Annotated in this window: 17 protein-coding genes and 1 other RNA gene; 8 read left to right on the top strand and 10 right to left on the bottom strand. The window is 69.2% G+C overall.

Features of this window, described 5'->3' with window-relative positions:
- Nucleotides 1-163: 163 nt before the first annotated feature.
- Nucleotides 164-373, top strand: coding sequence for a hypothetical protein (locus tag H149_RS0103460; protein ID WP_020648342.1), 210 nt, complete (start codon nt 164-166; stop codon nt 371-373).
- The gene (locus H149_RS0103465) at nt 370-2,499 is read left to right on the top strand and encodes a phosphocholine-specific phospholipase C (RefSeq protein WP_020648343.1); all 2,130 of its coding nucleotides are present in this window, start codon (nt 370-372) and stop codon (nt 2,497-2,499) included. Before H149_RS0103460 ends, H149_RS0103465 begins: the two co-directional genes overlap by 4 nt.
- A 56-nt stretch (nt 2,500-2,555) precedes the next feature.
- On the opposite strand, the gene H149_RS0103470 is transcribed toward H149_RS0103465, so the two are convergent.
- Entirely contained in the window at nt 2,556-2,882 is a 327-nt protein-coding gene (locus H149_RS0103470) for a YbaB/EbfC family nucleoid-associated protein (protein ID WP_020648344.1), read from the bottom strand.
- Between the two features lie 51 nt (nt 2,883-2,933).
- Nucleotides 2,934-4,655: a DNA polymerase III subunit gamma/tau gene (gene dnaX, locus H149_RS0103475; RefSeq protein ID WP_020648345.1), complete on the bottom strand. Its 1,722-nt coding sequence runs from the start codon at nt 4,653-4,655 to the stop codon at nt 2,934-2,936.
- Between the two features lie 284 nt (nt 4,656-4,939).
- Here dnaX and H149_RS0103480 point away from each other — a divergent pair, with 284 nt between their 5' ends.
- The 3 genes from H149_RS0103480 to H149_RS0103490 are packed head-to-tail and all read left to right on the top strand — an operon-like array spanning nt 4,940 to nt 10,508.
- Nucleotides 4,940-6,271 carry a TolC family protein gene (locus H149_RS0103480; RefSeq protein ID WP_020648346.1) on the top strand — a complete coding sequence of 444 codons (1,332 nt, stop codon included), beginning with the start codon at nt 4,940-4,942 and terminating at the stop codon, nt 6,269-6,271.
- Complete coding sequence (locus tag H149_RS0103485; protein WP_020648347.1) at nt 6,268-7,410, top strand: efflux RND transporter periplasmic adaptor subunit; 1,143 nt, start codon at nt 6,268-6,270, stop codon at nt 7,408-7,410. Before H149_RS0103480 ends, H149_RS0103485 begins: the two co-directional genes overlap by 4 nt.
- Nucleotides 7,407-10,508 carry an efflux RND transporter permease subunit gene (locus H149_RS0103490; RefSeq protein ID WP_020648348.1) on the top strand — a complete coding sequence of 1,034 codons (3,102 nt, stop codon included), beginning with the start codon at nt 7,407-7,409 and terminating at the stop codon, nt 10,506-10,508. Before H149_RS0103485 ends, H149_RS0103490 begins: the two co-directional genes overlap by 4 nt.
- Nucleotides 10,509-10,748: 240 nt before the next feature.
- Here the strand turns inward: H149_RS0103490 and ffs are convergent.
- The 8 genes from ffs to phoU all read right to left on the bottom strand — a co-directional run bounded on the left by ffs (nt 10,749) and on the right by phoU (nt 19,801).
- An RNA gene (ffs, locus tag H149_RS22540) (signal recognition particle sRNA small type) lies at nt 10,749-10,845 on the bottom strand.
- 93 nt (nt 10,846-10,938) lie between these two features.
- Nucleotides 10,939-11,649, bottom strand: coding sequence for a tRNA (adenosine(37)-N6)-threonylcarbamoyltransferase complex dimerization subunit type 1 TsaB (tsaB, locus tag H149_RS0103495; RefSeq protein WP_020648349.1), 711 nt, complete (start codon nt 11,647-11,649; stop codon nt 10,939-10,941).
- Complete coding sequence (yoaA, locus tag H149_RS0103500; protein WP_020648350.1) at nt 11,646-13,586, bottom strand: DNA repair helicase YoaA; 1,941 nt, start codon at nt 13,584-13,586, stop codon at nt 11,646-11,648. The genes tsaB and yoaA overlap by 4 nt, the downstream gene beginning before the upstream one ends.
- 34 nt (nt 13,587-13,620) lie before the next feature.
- Complete coding sequence (locus tag H149_RS21930; protein ID WP_020648351.1) at nt 13,621-14,193, bottom strand: tetratricopeptide repeat protein; 573 nt, start codon at nt 14,191-14,193, stop codon at nt 13,621-13,623.
- Nucleotides 14,194-14,275: 82 nt separating this feature from the next.
- A complete protein-coding gene (gene mrcB / locus H149_RS0103510; protein ID WP_020648352.1) occupies nt 14,276-16,576 on the bottom strand; it encodes a penicillin-binding protein 1B in 2,301 nt (766 codons plus the stop codon).
- 149 nt (nt 16,577-16,725) lie between these two features.
- Entirely contained in the window at nt 16,726-17,820 is a 1,095-nt protein-coding gene (locus H149_RS19550) for a porin (protein ID WP_020648353.1), read from the bottom strand.
- 287 nt (nt 17,821-18,107) lie between these two features.
- Nucleotides 18,108-18,986 carry a DUF2057 family protein gene (locus H149_RS19555; protein WP_169518302.1) on the bottom strand — a complete coding sequence of 293 codons (879 nt, stop codon included), beginning with the start codon at nt 18,984-18,986 and terminating at the stop codon, nt 18,108-18,110.
- Nucleotides 18,987-19,084: 98 nt separating this feature from the next.
- On the bottom strand, nt 19,085-19,801 hold the full coding sequence (gene phoU / locus H149_RS0103525) for a phosphate signaling complex protein PhoU (protein ID WP_020648355.1): 717 nt from the start codon (nt 19,799-19,801) through the stop codon (nt 19,085-19,087).
- Nucleotides 19,802-20,122: 321 nt separating this feature from the next.
- Between phoU and pstS the strand changes: the two genes are divergently transcribed.
- The 3 genes from pstS (at nt 20,123) to pstA (ending at nt 23,118) form a co-directional block, all read left to right on the top strand.
- Nucleotides 20,123-21,172, top strand: coding sequence for a phosphate ABC transporter substrate-binding protein PstS (gene pstS, locus H149_RS0103530; RefSeq protein WP_020648356.1), 1,050 nt, complete (start codon nt 20,123-20,125; stop codon nt 21,170-21,172).
- A 162-nt stretch (nt 21,173-21,334) separates the two neighbouring features.
- Entirely contained in the window at nt 21,335-22,249 is a 915-nt protein-coding gene (gene pstC / locus H149_RS0103535; protein WP_051101782.1) for a phosphate ABC transporter permease subunit PstC, read from the top strand.
- A complete protein-coding gene (gene pstA, locus H149_RS0103540) occupies nt 22,249-23,118 on the top strand; it encodes a phosphate ABC transporter permease PstA (RefSeq protein WP_020648358.1) in 870 nt (289 codons plus the stop codon). The genes pstC and pstA overlap by 1 nt, the downstream gene beginning before the upstream one ends.
- The last annotated feature ends 7 nt before the right edge of the window (nt 23,119-23,125 follow it).

Below are 23,125 nucleotides of genomic sequence, written 5' to 3' on the forward strand. Positions count from 1 at the left end.
TTTTGACGCGACCGCGCCGCTGCGCAGGCCGGCGGCCTCGCCCCGGCACGGCCTGTCATCGAATTGCCGCGCGCCCGACGCACACTGCGTCGCTCGCCGGCACCGCATCCGCCACAGCGGGCGGTGTCGGTGCCACAGGCCTGTTCGAAAGGAATCGAATCTCATGAAGACCCGGCATACGCCGGAGCGCTGGCTCGCGCTCGCGGTTCTCGCTTGCACGCTGCAGGCGTGCGGCGGCCATTCCGACGTCGACGAAACGCCGGCGCCGGTGCCGTCGACATTGCATTGCGCTCCGGAGCCCGTGGCCGGCACCAGCTCGCGCACGGCGGTGCCGGCCACGGCCTGCCCGCCCACCGCGGAGGCGCTGTCATGAGCCGCACCGACCGCCGCAGCTTCCTGCGCCTCGCCGGCGGCGCCGTCGCCTTCGCCGCGCTGCCGGCCAGCATCCGCCGCGCGCTGGCGATCCCGGCCAACAATCGCACCGGCACGATCCGCGACGTCGAGCACGTGGTCATCCTGATGCAGGAAAACCGCTCGTTCGACCATTACTTCGGCACATTGCCGGGCGTGCGCGGCTTCGGCGACCGCATCACCGTACCGCTCGACGGCGGACGCAGCGTCTGGGAGCAGCGTTACGAGACGGATGGCGGCGCCCGCATCATCACGCCGTACCATCTCGACCAGACGCAGGGCAACGCGCAGCGCGTCGAAGGCACGCCGCACGGCTGGGAGGACGCGCACGGCGCCTGGGATGACGGCCGCCTCGGCCGCTGGCCCACCTACAAGCAGCCGCAGTCGATGGGGTACTACCAGGAGGCCGAACTGCCGTTCCAGTTCGCGCTCGCCAACGCCTTCACGATCTGCGATGCCTACTTCTGCGGCATCCACAGCAGCACCAACCCGAACCGCCTGTTCCACTGGACCGGCACCAATGATCCGGCCGGCGAGCACGGCGGACCGGCGCTCACCAATCAGTGGGACTCGCTCGACGCCTCGAGCGAGGGCTACACGTGGAAAACCTACCCGGAGCGCCTCGAAGAGGCCGGCGTCAGCTGGAAGCTCTATCAGAATCTGCCGAACAACTTCACCGACAACCCGCTCGCCGGCTTCAAGACCTACCGGCAGGCCAATGAAGCGCGCGGCAATGCGGCGAGCGGCTTTCCCTACCCCGCCTACAAGGACGCCGACAACGACGGCAATCCGCTCTACAAGGGCATCGCCAATACCCTGCCGGCCGGCAACGTCGCCAATCCGAACCTGCTCAGCGACTTCCGCAAGGACATCGACGCCGGCAAGCTGCCGCAGGTGTCATGGATCGTCGCGCCGGACAGCTACTCCGAGCATCCCGGACCGTCGAGCCCGGTGCAGGGCGGCTGGTACCTGCAGGAAGTGCTCGACGCGCTGACCGAGAAGCCGGAGATCTGGAGCAAGACGGTGCTGCTCGTCAACTTCGACGAGAACGACGGCTTCTTCGATCACCTGCCGCCGCCATGCGCGCCGTCGTTGAACGAAGACGGCAGCCGCGCCGGCCTGTCGACGATCGATCTCGCCGGTGAAACGCACAGCGACGGCCGCATCTACGGCCCGGGCCCGCGCGTGCCGATGTTCGTGATCTCGCCGTGGAGCCGCGGCGGCTGGGTCTGCAGCGAGACCTTCAGCCACACCTCGGTGCTGCGTTTCCTCGAAGCGCGCTTCGGCGTGCGCGAGGACAACATCAGCCCGTGGCGGCGCGCGATCTGCGGCGACCTCACCTCCGCCTTCAATTTCGTCAACCCGAACGACGAGGATCTGCCGCCGCTGCCGACGCGCAGCAAGTCCGATGCCGACATCCTGCGCATCAGCCAGGAGTTCAAATCGCCGGTGCCGGTGCCGGCCGAGACCGAGCAGCAGCTGCCGGTGCAGCCCGCCGCTCTGCGCTTCTCGCGCGCGCTGCCCTACGAGCTGCACGCGACCGCGCGCGCCGACGTCATGCGCAATCGCCTGACGGTGCTGTTCGCCAACACCGGCCGCGCCGCCGCGGTGTTCCACGTCTACGACCGCCTGCACCTCGACCGCATCCCGCGCCGCTACGGCGTCGAAGCCGGCAAGACCCTGCAGGACGACTGGGATCTGTCGAGCGACGACGGCCGCTACGATCTGTGGGTGCTCGGTCCGAACGGCTGGCATCGCGCCTTCGCCGGCGACGCGCGCGCGATCCGCAGCGGCATCGATCCGGAAATCCGCGTCTGCTACGACCTCGCGCTCGGCGGCGTACAGCTCGATCTGCACAACCGCGGCACGCAGGCGCTGCGCTTCGAGGTCGTGCCGAATGCCTATTTCGGCACCGAACGCTGGAGCCTCGACGTCGCAGCCGGACAGACGCAGACCCGGCTCTGGGGTCTGGCCGACAGCTTCCGCTGGTACGACTTCAGCGTGACGCACACCGACAGCGGCTTCTCACGCCGCTTCGCCGGCCGCATCGAGACCGGCGCGCACTCGGTCAGCGATCCGGCGGCCTGAGCCGCATCGCACGCGCCGCCGCAGCCGGAGCCCGGCGCGGCGGCGCGCCGCGGCGCTCAGAGGCCGAAGTTCATGCCCGGCGGCAGCTGCATGCCGGCGGTGACCGCGGCGAGCTTGGCCTTCGAGGCGGCGTCGACCTTCTGTGCCGCGTCATTGATCGCCGCAGCGACCAGATCCTCGACAAATTCCTTGTCTTCCTTCAGCGCATCCGGGCTGATCTCGACCTTGCGCGCCTGGTGCTGGCCGGTCATCGTGACCTTGACCATGCCGGCGCCGGATTCACCGGTCACTTCCATGCGCGCGATCTCTTCCTGCGCGCGCTTCATGTTCTCCTGCATCTGCTGCGCCTGGCGCATCAGATTGCCCATCGCACCTTTCATCATCGTCTTGGCTCCAGAGTCTTGAGAGTCGGCACCCGCCGCACGGCAGTGCCTTCAGGAATCGAGCGGGTGAATCGAACCCGGCTTGATCGTCGCCGCGAACTGCTCGCGGAACGCCCGCACGACCGGGTCGTTGAAGATCGCGCTCTCGGCCTGCTGCTGGCGCGCCGCCTCGCGCTGCACCGCCAGCTGCGCCGGCGAATCGACCTCGTCGATCGCGATCTCGATCGCGACGCGCACCGGCGCGCCGAGCTGCACCGACAGCGCACGCTCGATCGCCGCGCGGCGCTCTTCGTTGAGCAGGTGCTTGGCGCGGGCATCGAGCGCCAGGCGCACGGCATCGCCGTCGCGGCCGGCCCAGGCGCTGTTGCGCACCAGCTGGCGCGCGAAACCTTCGAGGCCGAGCTGGTCGACCGTCGCCGCCCACTGCGCCGCGCTCAGCGTCGCGCCCGCGGCCGCCGGCGCGGCCGGCGGCGGCACCGCAACCGGCGCGGCTGGTACCGCACGCACCGGTTCCTGGGCGAACGCACGCGGCATCGCCGGGGCCGGAGCCGGAGCCGGAGCCGGAGCCGGAGCCGCTGACGCTGCCGCAGCAGGCAGCGCACGCGCCGCCGCCGCGACCGGCGCGGCGCTGCCGCGCACACCCGCATCGCTGCCCGCCCCGCCAGCCGGCGCCAGCGGGGTCGGCGACGCGTCGTCGGGCCGGAACGCCGCCATGCGCAGCACCGCCATCTCGAAGCCCAGACGCGGATCGGGCGCCCACGGCAGGTCGCGGCGAGCATGCACGGCGATCTGGTAATCGAGCTGCAGATCCTCGGCGCGAAACGCGTCCTTGAGCGCGACCAGCGCCTCCTCGTCCTCGTCGCTGCGCGCGGCCGGCAGCATCTGCAGCACGGCGAGCCGCTGCAGGCAGGCGGCCAGCTCGCTGAGCAGCGCGGCATAGTCCGGCGCCTGCTGTTCGAGCTTCTGCAGGTTCGCGAACAGCGCCGTGGGGTCGCCGGCGGCAAGCGCGCGCAGCAGCTCGAACAGACGCTCGCGGCCGCTGGTGCCGAGCATGTCCTCGATCGGCCCGCGCGCCAGCGGCGCACCGCCGGAGAACGCGATCGCCTGGTCGAGCAGCGACAGGCCGTCGCGCATCGAGCCGTCGGCGGCGCGCGCGATCTCGGCGAGCGCCGGCAGCTCGTAGGCGATGCCTTCGTTGTCGAGCACCTTAGCGAGCTGGTCACGGATCAGCGACACCGGCAGGCGCTTCAGGTTGAACTGCAGGCAGCGCGACAGCACGGTGACCAGCAGCTTCTGCGGATCGGTCGTCGCGAGAATGAACTTGACGTGCGGCGGCGGCTCCTCGAGCGTCTTCAGCAGCGCGTTGAAGGCGCTTTTCGACAGCATGTGGACTTCGTCGATCAGATAGACCTTGTAGCGGCCGCGCGCCGGCGCGTACTGGGCGTTCTCGATCAGCTGGCGCACGTCGTCGACGCCGGTGTTGGACGCCGCGTCGATCTCGAGCAGATCGACGAAGCGGCCCTGGTCGACTTCCTGGCAGGCCGAGCAGACGCCGCAGGGATGGGCGCTGACGCCGGTCTCGCAGTTGAGGCACTTGGCGATGATGCGCGCCAGCGTGGTCTTGCCGACGCCGCGCGTGCCGGTCAGCAGGATCGCCGGATGCAGCTTGTCGCTGGCCAGCGCGTGCGACAGGGCCTTGACGACGTGGTCCTGCCCCATCACGTCTTCGAAACGGCGCGGACGCCACTTGCGGGCCAGGGCGAGATAGCTCATCGGGAAATGTCCGGATCGACAGCGGGACGGAGAACAGCGGTCTCCGATTGTCCCGGATCGGCGGGCCGGATACCAGCGCGCCGCCGGCGCTCCGTCGAACGCGCCGTGTCCGGGCGCGTGCCGCGCCGGCCGGCGTCTGCCAGCGCCCGCGCAAGCTCGCGCCGGCGGCCGGACGGCGCGGTTCCGAACACGTCCGCCCGCTGACAAAGCTTTTATGCGCCCGTCCGCGCGGCGGTGCTATCGTCCCGGGCTATTCGCAGAATGACCTCGCTGCAAGCGCCGCCGTGAAAACGATCCCTTACTGGCTCGCCGGCCTGATCGGCGTGTGCATCGCGTGCACCGCGGCCGCCGCCGACGCGCCGCCGGCGCGAGCGCTGACCCTGCCCGAACTGACGGCGATCGCGCTGCGCAATCATCCGGACACGCGCATTGCCTGGGCGACGCTCGCCCAGTCGCAGGCCGCCGAGCGCATCGCCCGCGCCGGCTGGTGGCCGACCCTCACCGCCAGCTACAGCGCGCAGCGCTCGCGCTCGATCGCATCAGGCGGCACCGAAGTGCCGGCGCAGACGCGTTACGGACCGAGCGTCAGCCTCAGCTATCTGCTGTTCGACTTCGGCACGCGCGGCGGCAGCATCGAGCGCGCCGCCGCCGAGCGCATGGCCTCCGAATTCAGCCTCAACCAGACGCTGCAGGACGTGGTGCTGGCGGTGGAATCCAGCTACTACACCGTGATCGGCAGCGCGGCGCTGGCCGATGCCAGCCAGCAGGCGCTCGACGAGGCGCAGGCCAATCTCGACGCCGCGCGCACCAAGCACGCCGCCGGCCTGGCGACGATCGCCGACGTCTATCAGGCCGAAGCGGCGCGCGCCGCCGCGCAGCTGACGCAGCAACGCGCACAGGGTGACTACCGCATCGCGCAGGGCGCGCTCGCCGGCGCGCTCGGCTACTCGCCGGCGACGCCGCTGCAGCTCGTCGACTGGGCCCCGGAGCAGGCCGCGATCGAGCGGCCGGCGCTCTCGCTCGGCGAACTGCTCGATCGCGCGCGGCGCGCGCGTCCGCAACTGCTCGCCGCGCAGGCCAGCGAGCAGGCCGCGTCGGCCGCGGTGCGCGCCGCGCGCGGCAACGCGCTGCCGACGCTGCGCCTGAGCAGCAGCGCCGGACAGACGCGCGTCGTCGATCGCGGCGCAAGCGAGCAATACAGCGCCGGCCTGAGCCTGAGCGTGCCACTGTTCCAGGGCTTCGCGCTGCGCGCGGCGATCGACGGCGCGCGCGCCAGCCTCGACAGCGCCCGTGCCTCGACCGAAGCCCTGCGCCTGACTGTCGAACAGCAGGTCTGGAGCGCCTATCAGGCGGTCGATACCGCGTACGGCAACCTCGACGCCAGCCGCGTGCAACTCGAATCCGCCGAACGCGCCGCCGAGGCGATCCGCGCCCGCTACAGGAACGGCCTGTCGAGCATCCTCGAAGTGCTGACCACCGAATCGACCCTGGCGCAGGCGCGCGTCGCGCGCATCCAGGCCTTCCTCGACTGGTATCTGGCCCTCGCCACCCTCGCCCACGATGCCGGCGGCCTGCACGCCGCCGTCGACAGCCCCGACACCGGAGCGTTGCCTTGAGTCTTCGCCGCCTGGCGCTCGTCGCCGTCCTCGTCCTCATCGTCGCCGCGATCGCCTGGCGCACGCGCCACAGCGGCAACGCGCACGGCCCGCGCGGCAACGAGCCAGCCACCGTCGCGCTAGCGACCGTGCGCAGCGGCACCGCGCCGGTGCTGCTCGGCGCAGTCGGCAACGTCGTCAGCCCGCACACGGTCAACGTGCGGCCGCAGGTCGCCGGCACGCTCAAGGAAATCTATTTCAGCGAAGGCGACAGCGTCGCCGCCGGCCAGAAGCTGTTCCTGATCGATCCGGCGCCGTACCAGGCGGCGCTGGCGCAGGCGCGCGCGCAGCTCGCCGTCGATCGCGCCTCGCTGTCGGCGGCGCGCGCGCAGTTCGAGCGCATGAAGCCGCTCGCCGAGAAGGACTACGTGACCTCGCAGGAATACGACGACGCGCGCGCCGCCGCCGAGGAATCCGCCGCCCGCGTCGTCGCCGACGAGGCCGCGGTGCAGACCGCCGAGATCAATCTCGGCTATACGCTGATCCGCTCGCCGATCGCCGGCCGCACCGGCAGCGTCGCCGCCAAGACCGGCAATCTGGTCAGCGCCAGCGACGGCACGCCGCTGGTCGTCATCAACGAGATCGACACCGTGCAGGTGCAGTTCGCGCTGCCGCAGACCCAGCTCGCCGACGTCCAGCAGGCACTGACGCGCGGCGAAGTCCCGGTCGAGGTGCTCGGCGACGACGCCGAACATCCGCTGGCGCGCGGCCGGCTCAATTTCATCGAGAACGCCGTCGATCCGAGCACCGGCACGGTCGCGCTGAAGGCGCTGATCGACAACGCCGATCACCGTCTCTGGCCGGGCACCTTCGTCACCGTGCGTCTGCAGCTCGCCGTCGAGGACGGCGCCCTGCTGGTGCCCGAATCGGCGGTGCAGCCCGGCGCCGAGGGCCAGTACGTGTTCGTGGTCGACGCCGACGGCAAGGCCCAGCTGCGCACCGTCACGATCGATCGCCAGGTCGGCGGCGAACTGGTGGTGACGCACGGCCTGAAGGCCGGCGAGACGATCGTCGCCAAGATCCCGCACAACCTGCAGCCGGGCACCGCCGTGATCGGCATCGGCCAGCACACGGACGGCAAGCCGGGCGGCCGGCCGTGAGCCTCTCCGAAATCTTCATCCGCCGGCCGGTCGCCACCACCACGCTGATGGTGGCGCTGGTGCTGTTCGGCATCTTCGCCTACCGCTCGCTGCCGGTCGCCGAACTGCCGAACGTCGACTTCCCGACGATCAGCGTCAGCGCTTCGCTGCCCGGCGCCGATCCCGACACCATGGCGGCGACGGTCGCGACGCCGCTCGAACGCCAGTTCACGCAGATTCCCGGCATCGACTCGATGACCTCGAGCAGCACGGTCGGCAGCACGCGCATCACGCTGCAGTTCGCGCTCGAACGCAACATCGACGCCGCCGCGCAGGACGTGCAGACGGCGATCGCCCAGGCCCGCCGCCAGCTGCCGAGCGACATGCCGCAGGACCCGACGCTGCGCAAGGTCAACCCGGCCGACTCGCCGATCATGTTCATCGCCATGAGCGCGACGACGATCCCGATGACGCAGCTCGACGAGTTCGCCGAGACGCGCGTCGCCGACCGCCTGTCGCAGGTCGACGGCGTCGCCCAGGTGGTCGTCTACGGCTCGAAGAAATACGCGGCGCGCCTTTACCTCAACCCGCAGGCGCTCAATGCGCGCGGCCTGTCGCTGCTGCAGGTCTCGGATGCGATCGCCGGCGCCAACAGCAATCAGCCGAGTGGCACTCTGTACGGCGCCCAGCGCAGCTACACGGTGCAGGCCGACGGCCAGCTGCGCGACGCCGCCGCTTACAACGACGCCGTGATTGCCTACCGCAACGGTGCGCCGGTGCGCCTGCGCGACGTCGGCCGCGCGGTCGACAGCATCGCCAACGACAAGCAGGCGACCGAATTCAACGGCCGGCCGTCGATCGTCGTCGCCGTCTCGCGCCAGCCGGGCACCAACACCGTGTCGATCGCCGAGGCCGTGCGCGCGCTGCTGCCGGAGCTGGAGAAGCAGGCGCCGGGCGACGCCAAGGTCGACATCATGTTCGACCGCAGCGAGTTCATCGAGGAGTCGATCGACGACGTCAAGCTGACGCTGCTGCTGTCGATCGTGCTGGTCGTCGGCGTCATCTACGTGTTCCTGCGCGACGGCCGCGCCACGCTGATCGCGGCGCTGGCGCTGCCCGCCTCGCTGTTCGGCACCTTCGGCCTGATGTACCTGTTCGGCTACTCGCTCGACAATCTGTCGCTGATGGCGCTGACGCTGTCGGTCGGCTTCGTCGTCGACGACGCCATCGTCGTGCTCGAGAACATCTCGCGCCATCGCGAGCACGGCATGCCGGGCGCGCGCGCGGCGAGCGTCGGCGCCGCCGAAATCGGTCCGACGGTGATCTCGATGACGCTGTCGCTGGTCGCCGTGTTCATCCCGATCCTGTTCATGGGCGGCATCATCGGCCGCCTGTTCCGCGAATTCTCGATGACGGTGGCGATCGCCATCCTGCTGTCGGCGCTCGTTTCGCTGACGCTGACGCCGATGCTGTGCGCGCGCTTCCTCGGCGACCATCATGCCCAGCCGCAGGGACGCTTCTACCGGATCACCGAGCGCGCCTTCGACGCCGCGCTCGGCGTCTACGCGCGCTCGCTGCGCTGGGCGCTGCAGCACTACCGCCTGATGCTGGTGGTCGCCGCGGCGACGCTGGTGGCGACGGTGTTCGCGTTCCGCATCGTCCAGACCGGCTTCATCCCGACCCAGGACATCGGCCTGTTCTTCGGTGACGTCGAGGGGCCGGACGGCATCACCTTCGACGAAATGATGGACCTGCAACGCCAGGTCGCCGCCATCGTGCTGAAGAATCCGAACGTGCAGGGCGTGCAGTCCTCGGTCGGCCAGGGTCAGGGCGGCGTATCGAGCAGCAACGGCGGCCGCCTGATGATCCGCCTCAAGCCGCTGCACGACCGCGACGCGACGGCGGACGAGGTCATCGCCCAGCTGCGCCAGTCGCTGCGCGCGGTGCCGCTGCTGCATGTCTACCTGCAGAACCGCCCGGCGATCCGCATCGGCGGCTTCGGCGGTTCCGGCAACTACCAGTACGTGCTGCAGGGCAACGACTTCGACACGCTCGGTGCCGCCTCGCGCGAGCTGCAGGCGAAGATGGGCGGCGTGCCCGGCATCCGCGACGTCAACAGCGATATGCAGTTCAACAACCCGCAGATCGACGTGCGCATCGAGCGCGACCGCGCCGCGGCGCTGAACGTCTCGGTCGCCGACATCCAGCGCACGCTCTACGCCGCCTACGGCACGCGCAAGATCAGCACGATCTACACCAGCACCAACCAGTACGACGTCATCGTCCAGGTCGAGCCGCGCTACCAGCGCGACGCCGAAGCGCTGAGCACGCTCTACGTGCCGACCGCGAGCGGCGGACTCGTGCCGCTCGGCAGCGTGGCGACGATGGTGCGCAGCGTCGGCCCGGTCGCCGTCAACCACTACGCGCAGCTGCCGGCGGTGACGATCGGCTTCGATCTGCTGCCGGGCGTTTCGCTCGGCGACGTCACCGGCCCGATCGAGCGGCTCGCCGCCGAAGTGCTGCCCGAGAACGTCAACGGCACCTTCGCCGGCACCGCGGCGACCTTCCAGAAATCGCTGGTCGATCTGCCGGTGCTGCTGCTGTTCAGCATCGCCGTCATCTACATGGTGCTGGCGATCCTCTACGAGCACTTCATCCACCCGCTGACGATCCTCACCGCGCTGCCGCTGGCGGCGATCGGCGCGCTGCTGGCGCTGTGGCTGTTCGGCTCGGAACTGAACGTGTTCAGCTTCGTCGGCCTGATTCTGCTGGTCGGCCTGGTCAAGAAGAACGGCATCATCATGGTCGACTTCGCGATCGCCCGGCGCCGCGAGGGCATCAGCGCGCGCGACGCGATCCTCGAAGCCTGCACGGTGCGCTTCCGGCCGATCATGATGACGACGCTGGCGGCGATCCTCGGCGTGCTGCCGATCGCGCTCGGTCTCGGTGCCGGCGCCGAATCGCGGCAGCCGCTCGGTATCGCCGTGGTCGGCGGCCTGCTGACCTCGCAGCTGCTGACGCTCTACATCACGCCGGCGTTCTATCTGACGATGGAAGGTCTGAGCGAACGCTGGCAGCGGCGCAGGACCAAGGCCGCGGACGCCGCCGCAGCGCCTTGATCGTCCCGGTAGCGGCGGCGCCGGAAGCGGCCTTGCTGCGCCGGTCATTGCCGGCGCGAGCAAAAGGCAACGGAAACCGAATCGGGCCGGGCGGCATTGCGCCGACGGGCGGACGCTTGGCCCGCGGCCCAGACGGGCACGGCCGCTGGCGGGCATCCGCAGCAGAGGACAGAGAAGAGAAGAAGAAGCCTGCCGAACGCGCCAGGCCTGAAAACGGCGTTCGGCGATCGAAGGCGGCAGCCCGTACCAGCTGACTCCGGCACCCGGCATCGCCGCTACCGTTGCTCCCTTCCGGGCCTGGCGGGGTTCACGGTTTGCCGTCGCGGAGGGCCGGCACGGGCCACCATCGAAGCCTCGCGCGGACCGCAGGTCCCTGCGAGGGACGCGAAGTGTGCCTGATTCGACGCGGCGCTGCCAGCCGCGCGCACGCTCAGCCGGCGGCGGCCTTGGCGGCGCGCGCGGCACGCTGCTCGTGCAGCGTCAGCGCCACCTTGTTGCGCAGGTAGACTGGCAGCAGCTGCGCGGCGCTGATCGTGCCGCCGTCGCGAAACGCCGGCAGCGCCAGCATCAGGGCATCGGCGGCGCGCGGCAGCGCCGCGTCGTCGAGCGACTGCAGCCAGGCCGCGCCGACCGCGGCGCGCAGCGCCTCGTAACGCCAGCCGGTGCCGACCGCGACCAGCGGCGCGTCGGCGGGCGCGACCTCGGCCGGCGCGCAGACCCGCGGCGCACCGAGCGGCTGCGCGAGGCCGTCGGCACCGGCGACATAGGCGGCGACGTAGACCTCGTTCATGCGCGCGTCGATCGCACTGAGCACCCGAGCGGCGCCGGCGGCGAGCGCCGGCTGCGCCAGCATCGCCAGCGAGCTGACGCCGACCACCGGCCGCTCGTGCGCGAGGGCGAGGCCCTTGACGAAGCTGACGCCGATGCGCACGCCGGCGAAGCTGCCGGGACCGACACCGCAGATGTAGCCGTCGAGCTGCGCGAAGCCGAGTCCGGCTTCCGCCATCAACGCCCGCACCATCGGCGCGAGCTTGGCGGTATGGCCGCGCTCGGTCGCCTCGAAGCGCGCCAGCGTACGACCGCCGACATGCAGGGCGGCGGAACAGGCTTCGGTGGCGGTATCGAGCGCGAGCAGATTCATAGCGTGGACAGGAATTCTCGCACGGCGTCGAGCTCGCGCAGCACCGGCATGCGCGGCAGGCTCGCCAGCACGCGGCGGCCGTAGGCTTTCGAACTGATGCGCGGATCGCAAAGCATCAGCAGGCCGCGGTCGGACGGATCGCGAATCAGGCGGCCGGCGCCCTGGCGCAGCATCACGATCGCCTCCGGCAACTGCAGGTCGAAGAACGGCGTGCCGCCGCGGCGGCGGATCGCGTCGAGCTTGGCCTCGAATACCGGATCGCCGGGCGCCGCGAACGGCAGGCGGTCGATGATCACGCAGCGCAGCGCACTGCCCTTGACGTCGACGCCCTCCCAGAAGCTGCTGGTGCCGACCAGCACGGCATTGCCGTCCTCGGCGAAGGCGTCGAGCAGCGCCGAGCGGCTGTCATCGCCCTGCACCAGCACGCGCAGCTTGAGCTGGCCGCGCAGGCGCTCGGCGATCTGGCGCAGCGCGCGGTGGCTGGTGCAGAGCACGAAGGCGCCGCCGCCGGCGGCCTCGATCACCGGCTGCGCGGCGGCAGCGACCGCCAGCGGATAGCGCGGATCGTTCGGCTCCGGCAGCCCGGACGGCAGGTACAGGCGCGCCTGACGCGCGTAATCGAACGGACTGTCGAGGCGCAGCGTCTGCGCGTCGTCGAGCCCGAGCGCGCGGCTGAAGTGCCCGAAGTCCTCGCCGACCGCGAGCGTCGCCGAGGTGAACAGCCAGGTGCCCGGATAGGTCTCGCGCATGCGCTGGAAATCGTCGGCGACTTCGATCGGCGTCGCGTTGACGCTGCCGCCGCGGAGCAGCGCCTCGACCCAGCGCACTTCGCGCAGCAGCGTTTCGTCGGCGTCGGCGGGCGGCGGCTCGCGCAGCACATGCGTCCAGCGTTCGAGCAGTCCGACGGCGCGCTCCAGCGCGGCGGCGAACTCGGCATTGCGCTCCTCGAGCGGCGACAGCATCTGGCGCAGACCGGCCAGCGAGTCGCCGACCTGCTCGGCGACGCGGCAGCGCTCGTCGTCGGCGAGGAAGGCCGTCAGCGGCTGGCGCTGCGGCAAGCCGGCGAACAGCTGCTCGAAGCGCGTGACGTCGCCGGAGAAGACCTGCGCCGCCTCGACCAGCGCCGACAGGTCCGGCTGCAACTGCGCCTCGGCCTGCACGTCACGCGCCAGCTCCTGCAGCTGGCGCGTCGACACGCGCCGGCCGAAGAACTCGGCGGCGAGTTCCGGCAGCTGGTGGGCCTCGTCGATGATGATGGCGTCGCTGCCGGACAGGATCTGGCCGAAACCCTGGTCCTTGAGCACGAAGTCGGCGAGCAGCAGATGGTGGTTGACGACGACGAGGTCGGCGGCCTGCGCGTTGCGCCGCGCCCGCGCGACGAAGCACTGCTCGAAGTCGTCGCAGCGGCTGCCGAGACAGTTGTCGGCGGTCGAGGTGATCTGCCGCACCAGACCGTCGTCCTCGCGCGCCTCGCCGATGACCGGACCGAGCTCCGCCAGTTCGCCGGCGTCGGTGCGCCGCGCCCAGTCCTCGATCGCGCGCAGGCGGTCCCAGGCCCAGCGCAGCGCCGGCAGGCCGCGCGCGCGCTTCATGCGGTACAGGCACAGATAGTTGGCGCGACCCTTCAGCAGTGCGACCCGCGCCGGCGCGCGCAGCGCATCGCGCACGCGCGGCAGGTCGCGATGGAACAGCTGGTCCTGCAGCGTGCGCGTGCCGGTCGAGACCAGCGTGCGCTTGCCGGACAGCAGCGCCGGCACCAGGTACGCATAGGTCTTGCCGGTGCCGGTGCCGGCCTCGACGACCAGCGCGGCCTCGCGCTCGAAGGCGTCGGCGACGGCCGCCGCCATGCGCTGCTGCGGCTCGCGCGCCGCGAAGCCGGGCAGGCCCGAGAACGGACCGCCGTCGCCGAGCAGTCCGGCGATTTCCTCCGGCGTCACGCGCGCGCCGCCGGCGCGACCGGCCAGCGCGCCGTCACGGCGTGCCCGGCGCCGCGCTCAGCTGCGCCTGCAGCGCCTCGACCTGCGCCGCAGCCTGCAGCGCGCCAACCGCGTCGCCGCGCGCCTCGCGGGCGGCGGCGATCGTCTTCCAGTTCTCGACGGCGACGTAGACGTTGCCGCGCGCCAGCGCGTTCGACTTCTGCGCGACCGACTCGGCCTGCAGGTAGTTCTTCTGCGCGAGATAGGCCTGGCCGAGCGCCGACCAGACGAAGTAGTTGCGCGGCTCGATGCGCAGCGCGCGCTCGAGCACGCCGGCGGCGCGGTCCGGCTGGCCGGCGCTGCGGTACTGACGTGCCTGCTTCATCAGCGCGGTGACGGCGCTGCCGCTGATCTGCTCGGCGCTCTTCGGAAAGCTGGCGAGCGGCGCCGGCGGCGGCTCGACCACGGCCGGCGCTTCGAGCGGCTTGGGTTCCGACTGCGCCGGCGGCGGCGGCAACGGTTCCGCCTGCGGCCCCGAGGCCGGCGGATAGATCTGGTGAGTACCCTGCGTGGTCTGGCAGGCCGCCAGGACGAGGGCGGCGACGGCAACGATCAGCTTTGAACGCACGGGAAGCAATCCGGGGAGCGGTCGACGCCGCTATTGTAGCCGGCGGGCCCCGACGCGCGGCCACGCGCGCCGGGCGCCATCGTCAGTGCCCGAAGATGTCCTTGAGCCACTGCAGCGGCCCCTGCTCCGCCTGCGCCGCGCACGGCGCCCAGTCCTGCGGACCGAAGCCGCGCAGGTAAGGAACGGTGACGGCGTTGTAGCAGTGCTCGTCGGCGCGCAGCCCGCTGTCGGGATCGACGAGGATTTCCTCGACCGAGCCCGGCGGGATCGGCTCGATGCTGCGCACGTGCAGATCCTTCATCACGCGCGACCAGATCGGCAGCGCGCCGGACGAACCGGACAGGCCGGTCGGCTGGTTGTCGTCGCGGCCGACCCAGATCACCGTCACGCGGTCGGCACCGAAGCCGGCGAACCAGCTGTCGCGGTAGTCGTCGGTGGTGCCCGACTTGCCGGCCACGACCGTGTCCGGCGACAGCTGCGTGTACGCCGCGCGGCCGGTGCCGAGCGTCATGACCCTCTGCATCGCCCAGGTCAGCAGATAGACCGGCCCCTCGGCAATCGTCTGCTTCACTTCCAGCGGGAAGCGCTGCAGCGGCTGGCCTTCCTTGGTCTGCACCTCGCGGATCGCCGACGGCCGCGCCTGGAAGCCGCCGGAGGCGATCGTGCCGTACATCTGCGCGACCTGCAGCGGCGAGGCGTCGAGCGCGCCGAGGAAGATCGACGGCAGCGCCTTGGCCTCGCCCTGGTAGCCGGTGGCACGCATGGTCTTGAGCACCGCATCCGGGCCGAGCGCCAGGCCGAGACGCACGGTCGGCAGGTTGTATGACTGCGCGAGCGCCATGTAGAGATGCTGCGGGCCGTGCAGCTGGCGGTCGTAGTTCTTCGGCGCCCACAGCGCGGCGCCGGGCAGCTTGAGCTCGATCGGTTCGTCCTCGAGCACGGTTTCGAGGTTGTACTGCTCCGGCTGCTGCAGCGCCGTCAGGTAGACGAAGGGCTTGGCCAGCGAACCGATCGAGCGCCGCGAATCGAGCGCGCGGTTGAAGCCCGGGAAACGCACGTCGCGGCCGCCGACCAGCGCCAGCACCTCGCCGCGGTCGGCGCTGGTGATCGCGCCGGCGGCTTCGAGCAGACCGGGCTTGATCTTGCGCATCTTCTCGATCAGCGGCAGCTGTTCGAGGACGCGCGTCTCCAGCGCCTCCTGCGCGCGCGGATCGAGCGTGGTGAAGATGCGCAGTCCCTCGTTGGTGAGGTCCTCTTCCTTGTAGTCGGCCTCGAGCTGGCGGCGCACCAGCTGCACGAACGCCGGATAGCGCTCGACGCCGCCGCCGCGACCGCCGACCACGCCGAGCGGCATCTGCACGTACTGCTGGTAGTCGGCGTCGCTGATCAGGCCTTCGTCGCGGAACACGCCGAGCACCAGGTTGCGGCGCTCGGTCGCCCGCTTCGGGTTGCGCCGCGGGTTGTAGTACGACGGCCCCTTGACGATGCCGACCAGCAGCGCGATCTCGTGCGGGCGCAGCTCGTTGAGCGGCTTGTTGAAATAGAACTGCGCGCCGAGGCCGAAGCCGTGCACGGCGCGATTGCCGTCCTGGCCGACGTGCACCTCGTTGAGATAGGCCTCGAGGATCTCGTCCTTGCTGTAGTGGCTCTCCAGCAGCAGCGCCATGAAGGCTTCGTTGAACTTGCGGTTCCAGGTCTGGCGGCTGTTGAGGAAGAAGTTCTTGACCAGCTGCTGGGTGATCGTGCTGCCGCCCTGCACGACATGGCCGGCGCGCAGATTGGCGACGCTGGCACGCAGGATCGCCTTGAGGCTGACGCCGGAATGCGAATAGAAGTCGTGGTCCTCGACCGCGACCAGGCCCTTCGGCAGCAGCGGCGGCAGATCGCCGAGCCGCACCAGCACGCGGTCCTCGCCCTGCTTCGGATAGATGCTGCCGATCAGCATCGGGTCGAGGCGCACGATGTCGCGGGCCTCGCCGCTGCTCGCGTCGGTGACGGCCGAGACCATGTCGCCGCTGAAGGTGACGCTGAGCTTCTGCGCCGGTTGCGGACCGTCCCAGAAGCTGAAGGCGCGCGCGTACAGATCGACGCGCTGCGCGCCGCCGCTGTAGGTGCCGGTCATGCCGAGCTCGGCGTCCTCGCGGTAGCCGAGGCGGGACAGCTCATGCACCAGGTCGCGGGCGTTCAGCGGCAGACCGACGTAAAGCTCCTGCGGCGCGGCGTAGACCTGGGCCGGCAGTGCCCAGCGTGCGCCGGCGAAACGATCGCGGATTTCGCGGTCGAGCTTGATGAGATAGCCGGCGAAGAAGACGCCGCCGATGCTGAGCAGCAGCACGAGCGCCGAAATCGCGACGATTTTGACGGAGCGGAAGGAGACGGCCATAAGCCCGCAAGTTTAGAGGATTCGACGCCTCCGCCGCGCCTTCCCGGCATGCTGCGGCGCTGCCGACGGTTCAGTTTCCGTTCAGCGCAAAAAAAGAAGCCCGGCTTGCGCCGGGCTCGAACTGCGACCACTTGGGAACTGCGCGTTGCTTAGAACGTGTAGACCAGCGCGACGCCGACCGTGTCGGTCTTCGGCTTGCTGATGGTCTCCGTCGCCGGCGCGGTGCCGAGCGTGACCGGCTTGTCCTGCTCGTAGGCGACGTAGTACAGCTGCGAGACGAGCGACTTGCTGAGCTTGTAGTCGACGCCGAACGCCATTTCCTTGCGCTTGTAGTCCGAGTCGTCGCCCTTGGTCTGGCCGTACTGGGCCTTGAGCTTGAAGGCGCTGATCGAATAGCCGACCGACGCCATCCAGGTGTTGTCCTGCTTGTCGCTGGCGTTGTCGTTGACGCCGCCGACCTTGCGGTCGACGCCCTGGGCCTGCTGGTACAGGGCCGCGATTTCGAGATCGGTGATCGGCTTGACGGCGACCGTGGCGCGCAGGATGTCGATCGCGTACGGCGAGCCGTCGACCTTCAGGCCCGACACTTCGTTGCCGGCGTAGGCGAGCGAGGCGTAGACCATCTTCATGTCGAACACGAGCGAGGCGTAGTACGTGTCGGCCAGACCGTTGTCGAGATCGCTGTTGTCGTCGGCGGCGGCGCGGCCTTCGCCCGGCGCGATCGCGACGTTGAACGAGAACATGTCGCCCAGCGTCGGCGAGGTGTACTGGATCATGTTGTTGGCGCGCGTCTCGCCCGCCATCAGGTTCGTGTCGTCGCCGATCGTGTCGTTGAACTGGTCGGCCTTCTCACCGGAGACCTTCACCGGCGTGTCGTACTTGCCGAACTTCATCGTGCCCCAGCCGCCCTTCAGGCCGACGAAGATGTTGCGCTCCGAGAACGGGCTGCCTTCCGAACCGTCCGGATCAATGCCGTACTCGAGCTGGTAGATGACCTTCAGGTCACCGAGGCCGACGTCCTGGTCGCCCTTGAAGCCGAGGCGCGAGGAGTTGTTGTTGTCGCGGAACTTCCAGGTGTTGTCCTTGCCGGCGACCGTCTTGTCCTTGTTGAAGTCGAGACCGATCTCGTCCTTCTGGCTGTCCAGACCGATGTTGAACTTGCCGTACACCTTGGTGTCAGCGAACGCCGCGCTCGGAATGGCGAAAACGGCCCCCACAGCGATCGCAAGCAGATTCTTGTTCACGCAAACATCTCCTTCAGGATATCGATTAAGAATTTGGACGCAGCTCACTGCATCGCAGGTTCGGCCGCACTCCCTGCGGCCCTTGCACCACGGCGCAGGTGCGTTGCGACATGGCTCTGCGGACGGCGCGCAGTATGGGGACGGGTGGTGACTGAATCTTTGCATCTATGTGACGCTTAAATGACAAAGCCCCGGGCATGCCGGGGCTTTGCTGGTGAAGACCGTGCCAGTCGGGATGGTGCAAGAAGGCCCGTGGCCTTCGCCGCCATCGCGCCGGCGGCCGACGCTCAGGGTTGTTCGCCGACCCAGCGCAGGAATTCGCGCCGCTGGCCGTCGCCCGACTGCGCCCACCAGGTCTTGATCGTCTCCAGCCAGTCGCCGCCGGCAACGGTCTTGCCGGCTTCGCCGCCGACCCAGCGCAGGAACCCGCGGCGCTCGTCGGCACTCGCCTGTTGCCACCAGCCCTTCATCAGACTGACCCAATCACGCCCTGCTGCGCCCGCCACTGGAGCGGCCGATGCTGCGGCAGCGGAAGCCGCGGCGGACGGGACTGCCACCGCCGGTACCGGCGGCGCGACCGGCGCCACTGCCGGCGCGGGCGGCAGCGGCCGCACCGGCTGGACCGCGCGCGGACCTTCCGCGCCATGGTCGGCGACCAAGCCGCCGTCACCGCTCACCTGGGCCAGCACGCCTTCCTTGAATTTCACACCGCTGTCGACCGAAGCCGTGCGCGTGGCGCTGGTCTGGTCATCGACCCATCCCCGGAAATCCTGGGCCAGGCGCTTGGCGGCCTCGTAGTTCGCCGGCTGCGAATAGCCGATGCGGTACTGATGGCCAGCCTGAGCGTCGATCACGAACAGCGCCGGGCTGCGCGAACGCAGGACATCGCTGCTGTCGCCGCTCTGCCAGACCTCGCGGTAGTAGATCAGCGCCTCGTAGCGGCCGGGCAGCACTTCGAGCCGCTTGTCGCCCTTGTTCCACATGCCCTTGGCGCCCGGCACCTCGGTGCCGTTGATGCTGGCGACCTCGAGCTGCTCGGGCATGGTGATGACGGCGACTTCGGCGGCCGGCTTGGCCGTGCCCTCGTAGAGACGCAGCTGGGGACTGGCGCAGGCCGCCAGTGACAGCAGCAGGGCCGGGGCAAGAAACTTCGCGAAACGAAACATGGCAACTCCGGTGAAGCGGCCGCCGGGATGCCCGGTGGCCCGAACGAAAGAAGGCCGCGAACCGCCGCGGCCTTCGAAGCCCTCGATGGCGCGCGCCATCAGTTCGAGGTGATTTCCTTCTCCACCGTCTCCAGCGACAGGTGGCGAACGTCCTTGCCCTTGACGAAGTAGATCACGTACTCGGAAATGTTCTTGGCGTGGTCACCCATGCGCTCGAGCGCACGCACGCACCAGATGATGTCCATGACCCGGCCGATCGTGCGCGGGTCTTCCATCATGAAGGTGATGCACTGGCGCAGCAGCGCTTCGTACTCGCGATCGACCTCGCGGTCCTGGCGGGCGACGTTCAGCGCCGCTTCGGCATCCATGCGGGCGAAGGCGTCGAGGGCGTCGCGGACCATCTGCGAAACCTGGCGCGACAGGTGCTGGACCTCGCGCATGTTCTCGTGGATACGCTCCTGCGCAGCCAGGTCCTTGGCCATGCGCGCGACCTTGCCGGCCTCGTCGCCGATGCGCTCGAGATCGGTGATGGTCTTGATCACCGCATAGACCAGACGCAGGTCGCTGGCGGTCGGCTGGCGGCGGGCCAGGATGCGCGAGCACTCCTCGTCGATCGAGACTTCGAGCTGGTTGATCTTGAAGTCGTTGAGGTTGACCTGCTCGGCCAGATCGGCGTCGAGATCCATCAGCGCCGTCGTGGCGTCGACGATCTGCTGCTCGACCAGCCCGCCCATCGCCATGACGCGCTGGCGCACGTCCTCGAGTTCGGCGTTGAACTGGCTCGAGATGTGTTGGCGGAAAATCGGCTTGTCCATGTGCTTGCGTGATCCGGTGATGGGTGAGCCGCGGCTCTGCTCGTGACTATAGACATTCCGTCCGCGCTTTTCACAGCGAGGCGGGGAGAACGCCGCGACTGGGCGTGGCGCAGGCGCGGCACTGTGCAATCCATTTATGACGAAAAGATGACGCCCCGGCGGTATTTTTATGAAAGGCCGCGCCGGCGCGGTATAAAGAGCGCCGGACGGCGGTTCCGGCCGCCTGGCCGACGCTTGCAACGAAACTGTAAAACAGCGCCGTTAACCTCGCGCCGCTCATCGGATCCCAACGATGATTCATTCACCACACGGAGACTCCCAGTGACCGTTTTCCGCAAGACCCTGGCGCGCGCCACGCTCGCCGTCGCGGGCGTCGCGCTCGCCGGCGCGGCCATGGCCGCCGATATCACCGGCGCCGGCGCGACCTTCCCCTACCCGATCTACTCGAAGTGGGCGGATGCCTATAAGAAGGAGACCGGCATCGGCCTCAACTACCAGTCGATCGGTTCGGGCGGCGGCATCAAGCAGATCAAGGCCAAGACGGTCACCTTCGGTGCGACCGACAAGCCGCTGAAGGCCGAAGATCTCGACGAAATGGGCGCTATCCAGTGGCCGATGGTGATGGGCGGCGTCGTGCCGGTCATCAACGTCAAGGGCATCGCGCCGGGCCAGCTGGTGCTCGACGGCAAGACCCTCGCCGACATCTTCCAGGGTCGCATCAGCAAGTGGAACGATGCGGCGATCGCCAAGCTGAACCCGGGCGTGGCGCTGCCGGCCAAGGCCATCGCCGTCGTGCATCGCGCCGACGGTTCGGGCACGACCTTCAACTTCACCTACTACCTCGGCCAGGTCAGCGAGTCGTGGCGCGTCAACGTCGGCGTCGAACAGTCGGTCGAGTGGCCGGTCGGCATCGGCGGCAAGGGCAATGAAGGCGTCGCCAACATGGTCACCCAGACCGACGGCTCGATCGGTTACGTCGAGTACGCGTACGCCAAGCAGAACAAGATGACGCACACGAAGATGATCAACAAGGACGGCAAGACGGTCGCGCCGGACGCTGACACCTTCGCGGCGGCTGCGGCCAATGCCGACTGGGCCAAGGCCAAGGGCTTCTACCTGATCCTCGCCAACCAGCCGGGCGCCAACAGCTGGCCGATGACGGCGGCGACCTTCATCGTCATGTACAAGAAGGCCGACAAGGCGGACGACTCGGCCGCCGCGCTGAAGTTCTTCGACTGGGCGTACAAGAACGGCGGCAAGATGGCCGACGAGCTCGACTACGTGCCGATGCCGGCCAGCGTCATCGACCTCGTCGAGAAGACCTGGGCCGCCAACATCAAGGACGCCTCGGGCAAGGCGCTCTGGAAGTAAGGCAAGCGGCTATCATCTGCGGCGGCGGAGGGCTTCGGCTTTCCGCCGCCGCATTTCCACTGTAGGCCCGTTTCACCCGCTTCACCGGGGGAGTACCGCGTGACCACCGCCGTCGTTGAGCCCGCCTCTGAAACCTCGAGCATCCTGCGCCGCAACCGGCTGATGGACGCGCTGCTGCGCTCGCTGACGCGTGCCGCAGCCATCATCGTCCTGATCATGCTCGGCGGCGTCATCATCTCGCTGGTCGACGGCGCGCTGCCTGCCCTGAAGACCTTCGGGTTCTCCTTCGTCACCACCGAATCCTGGAATCCGGTGACCGAGAAATTCGGCGCCGCGGCGCCGATCTACGGCACCCTCGTCACCGCCTTCATCGCCATGCTGATCGGCGTGCCGATCAGCATCGGCATCGCCATCTTCATCACCGAGCTGTGCCCGCGCCCTCTCAAGCGCCCGATTTCCACGGCCATCGAACTCCTGGCCGGCATTCCCAGCATCATCTACGGCATCTGGGGTCTGTTCGTGCTGGCACCGCTGCTGCAGGCTTACGTCCAGCCGGCGCTGATCGGCACGTTCGAGAACGTGCCGATGCTCAACAATCTGTTCGCCGGCCCGCCGTACGGCATCGGCGTGCTCACCGCGGCGCTGATCCTCAGCATCATGGTGTTGCCGTTCATCACCTCGATCACGCGCGACGTGTTCGAGACCGTTCCGGCGATGCTGAAGGAGTCGGCCTACGGCCTCGGCTGCACGACCTGGGAGGTCGTCCGCTACATCGTGCTGCCGTACAGCCGCACCGGCATCATCGGCGGCATCATGCTCGGCCTCGGCCGCGCGCTCGGCGAGACCATGGCCGTCACCTTCGTGATCGGCAACGCGCACAAGATCCATGCCTCGCTGCTGGCGCCCGGCACGACGATCTCGGCCTCGATCGCCAACGAATTCACCGAAGCCGACGGCGTGATGTACACCTCCTCGCTGATCGCCCTCGGCCTGATCCTGTTCATCATCACCTTCATCGTGCTTGCCGCTGCGCGCCTGCTGCTGCTGCGCATGCAGAAAGCCGAGGGCCGTCACTAATGACCGCGATTACTCCGTCCGCTTCGCTGAAGCTCTATGCCCGACGCCGCCGCGCGCACAAGATCGCGATGGTGCTGTCGAACCTCGCGACGCTGCTCGGCCTGATCGCGCTGGTCTGGATCCTCGCGACACTGCTGATCAAGGGCTTCGGCGGCCTGTCGCTGGCGGTCTTCACGCAGAGCACGCCGCCGCCGGGCGAAGACGGCGGCCTCATCAACGCCATCTACGGCAGCGTGATCCAGACCGCAGTGGCAACGCTGATCGGCACCCCGGTCGGCATCCTCGCCGGTACCTACATGGCCGAATACGGCCGCAACAGCAAGCTCACGACCGCGGTGCGCTTCATCAACGACATCCTGCTGTCGGCGCCGTCGATCGTCGTCGGCCTGTTCGTCTACGAGATGATGGTGCAGCCGATGGGCCATTTCTCGGCCTGGGCCGGCTGCGTGGCGCTGGCGATCCTCGTGCTGCCGGTCGTCGTGCGCACCACCGAAGACATGCTGCTGCTGGTGCCGGACTCGCTGCGCGAGGCGGCGAGCGCGCTCGGCGCACCGCGCTGGATGGTGATCCAGAAGGTCTGCTACCGCGCCGCGCGGGCCGGTCTGGTGACCGGCATGCTGCTCGCGGTCGCCCGCATCAGCGGCGAAACCGCACCGCTGCTGTTCACCTCGCTGAACAACCAGTTCTGGAGCACGAACATGAACGCGTCGATGGCGAACCTGCCGGTCGTCATCTTCCAGTTCGCGACCGCGCCATACGAGGACTGGCAGCGCCTGGCCTGGGTCGGCGCGCTGCTGATCACCGTCGCGGTGCTGGTGCTGAACATCCTCGCCAGAACCCTGTCCTCGCCGCAGTCGAATGCCCGCTAATATGGAC

The organism is Solimonas variicoloris DSM 15731 (assembly GCF_000382285.1).
GTDB classification, from domain to species: domain Bacteria; phylum Pseudomonadota; class Gammaproteobacteria; order Nevskiales; family Nevskiaceae; genus Solimonas; species Solimonas variicoloris.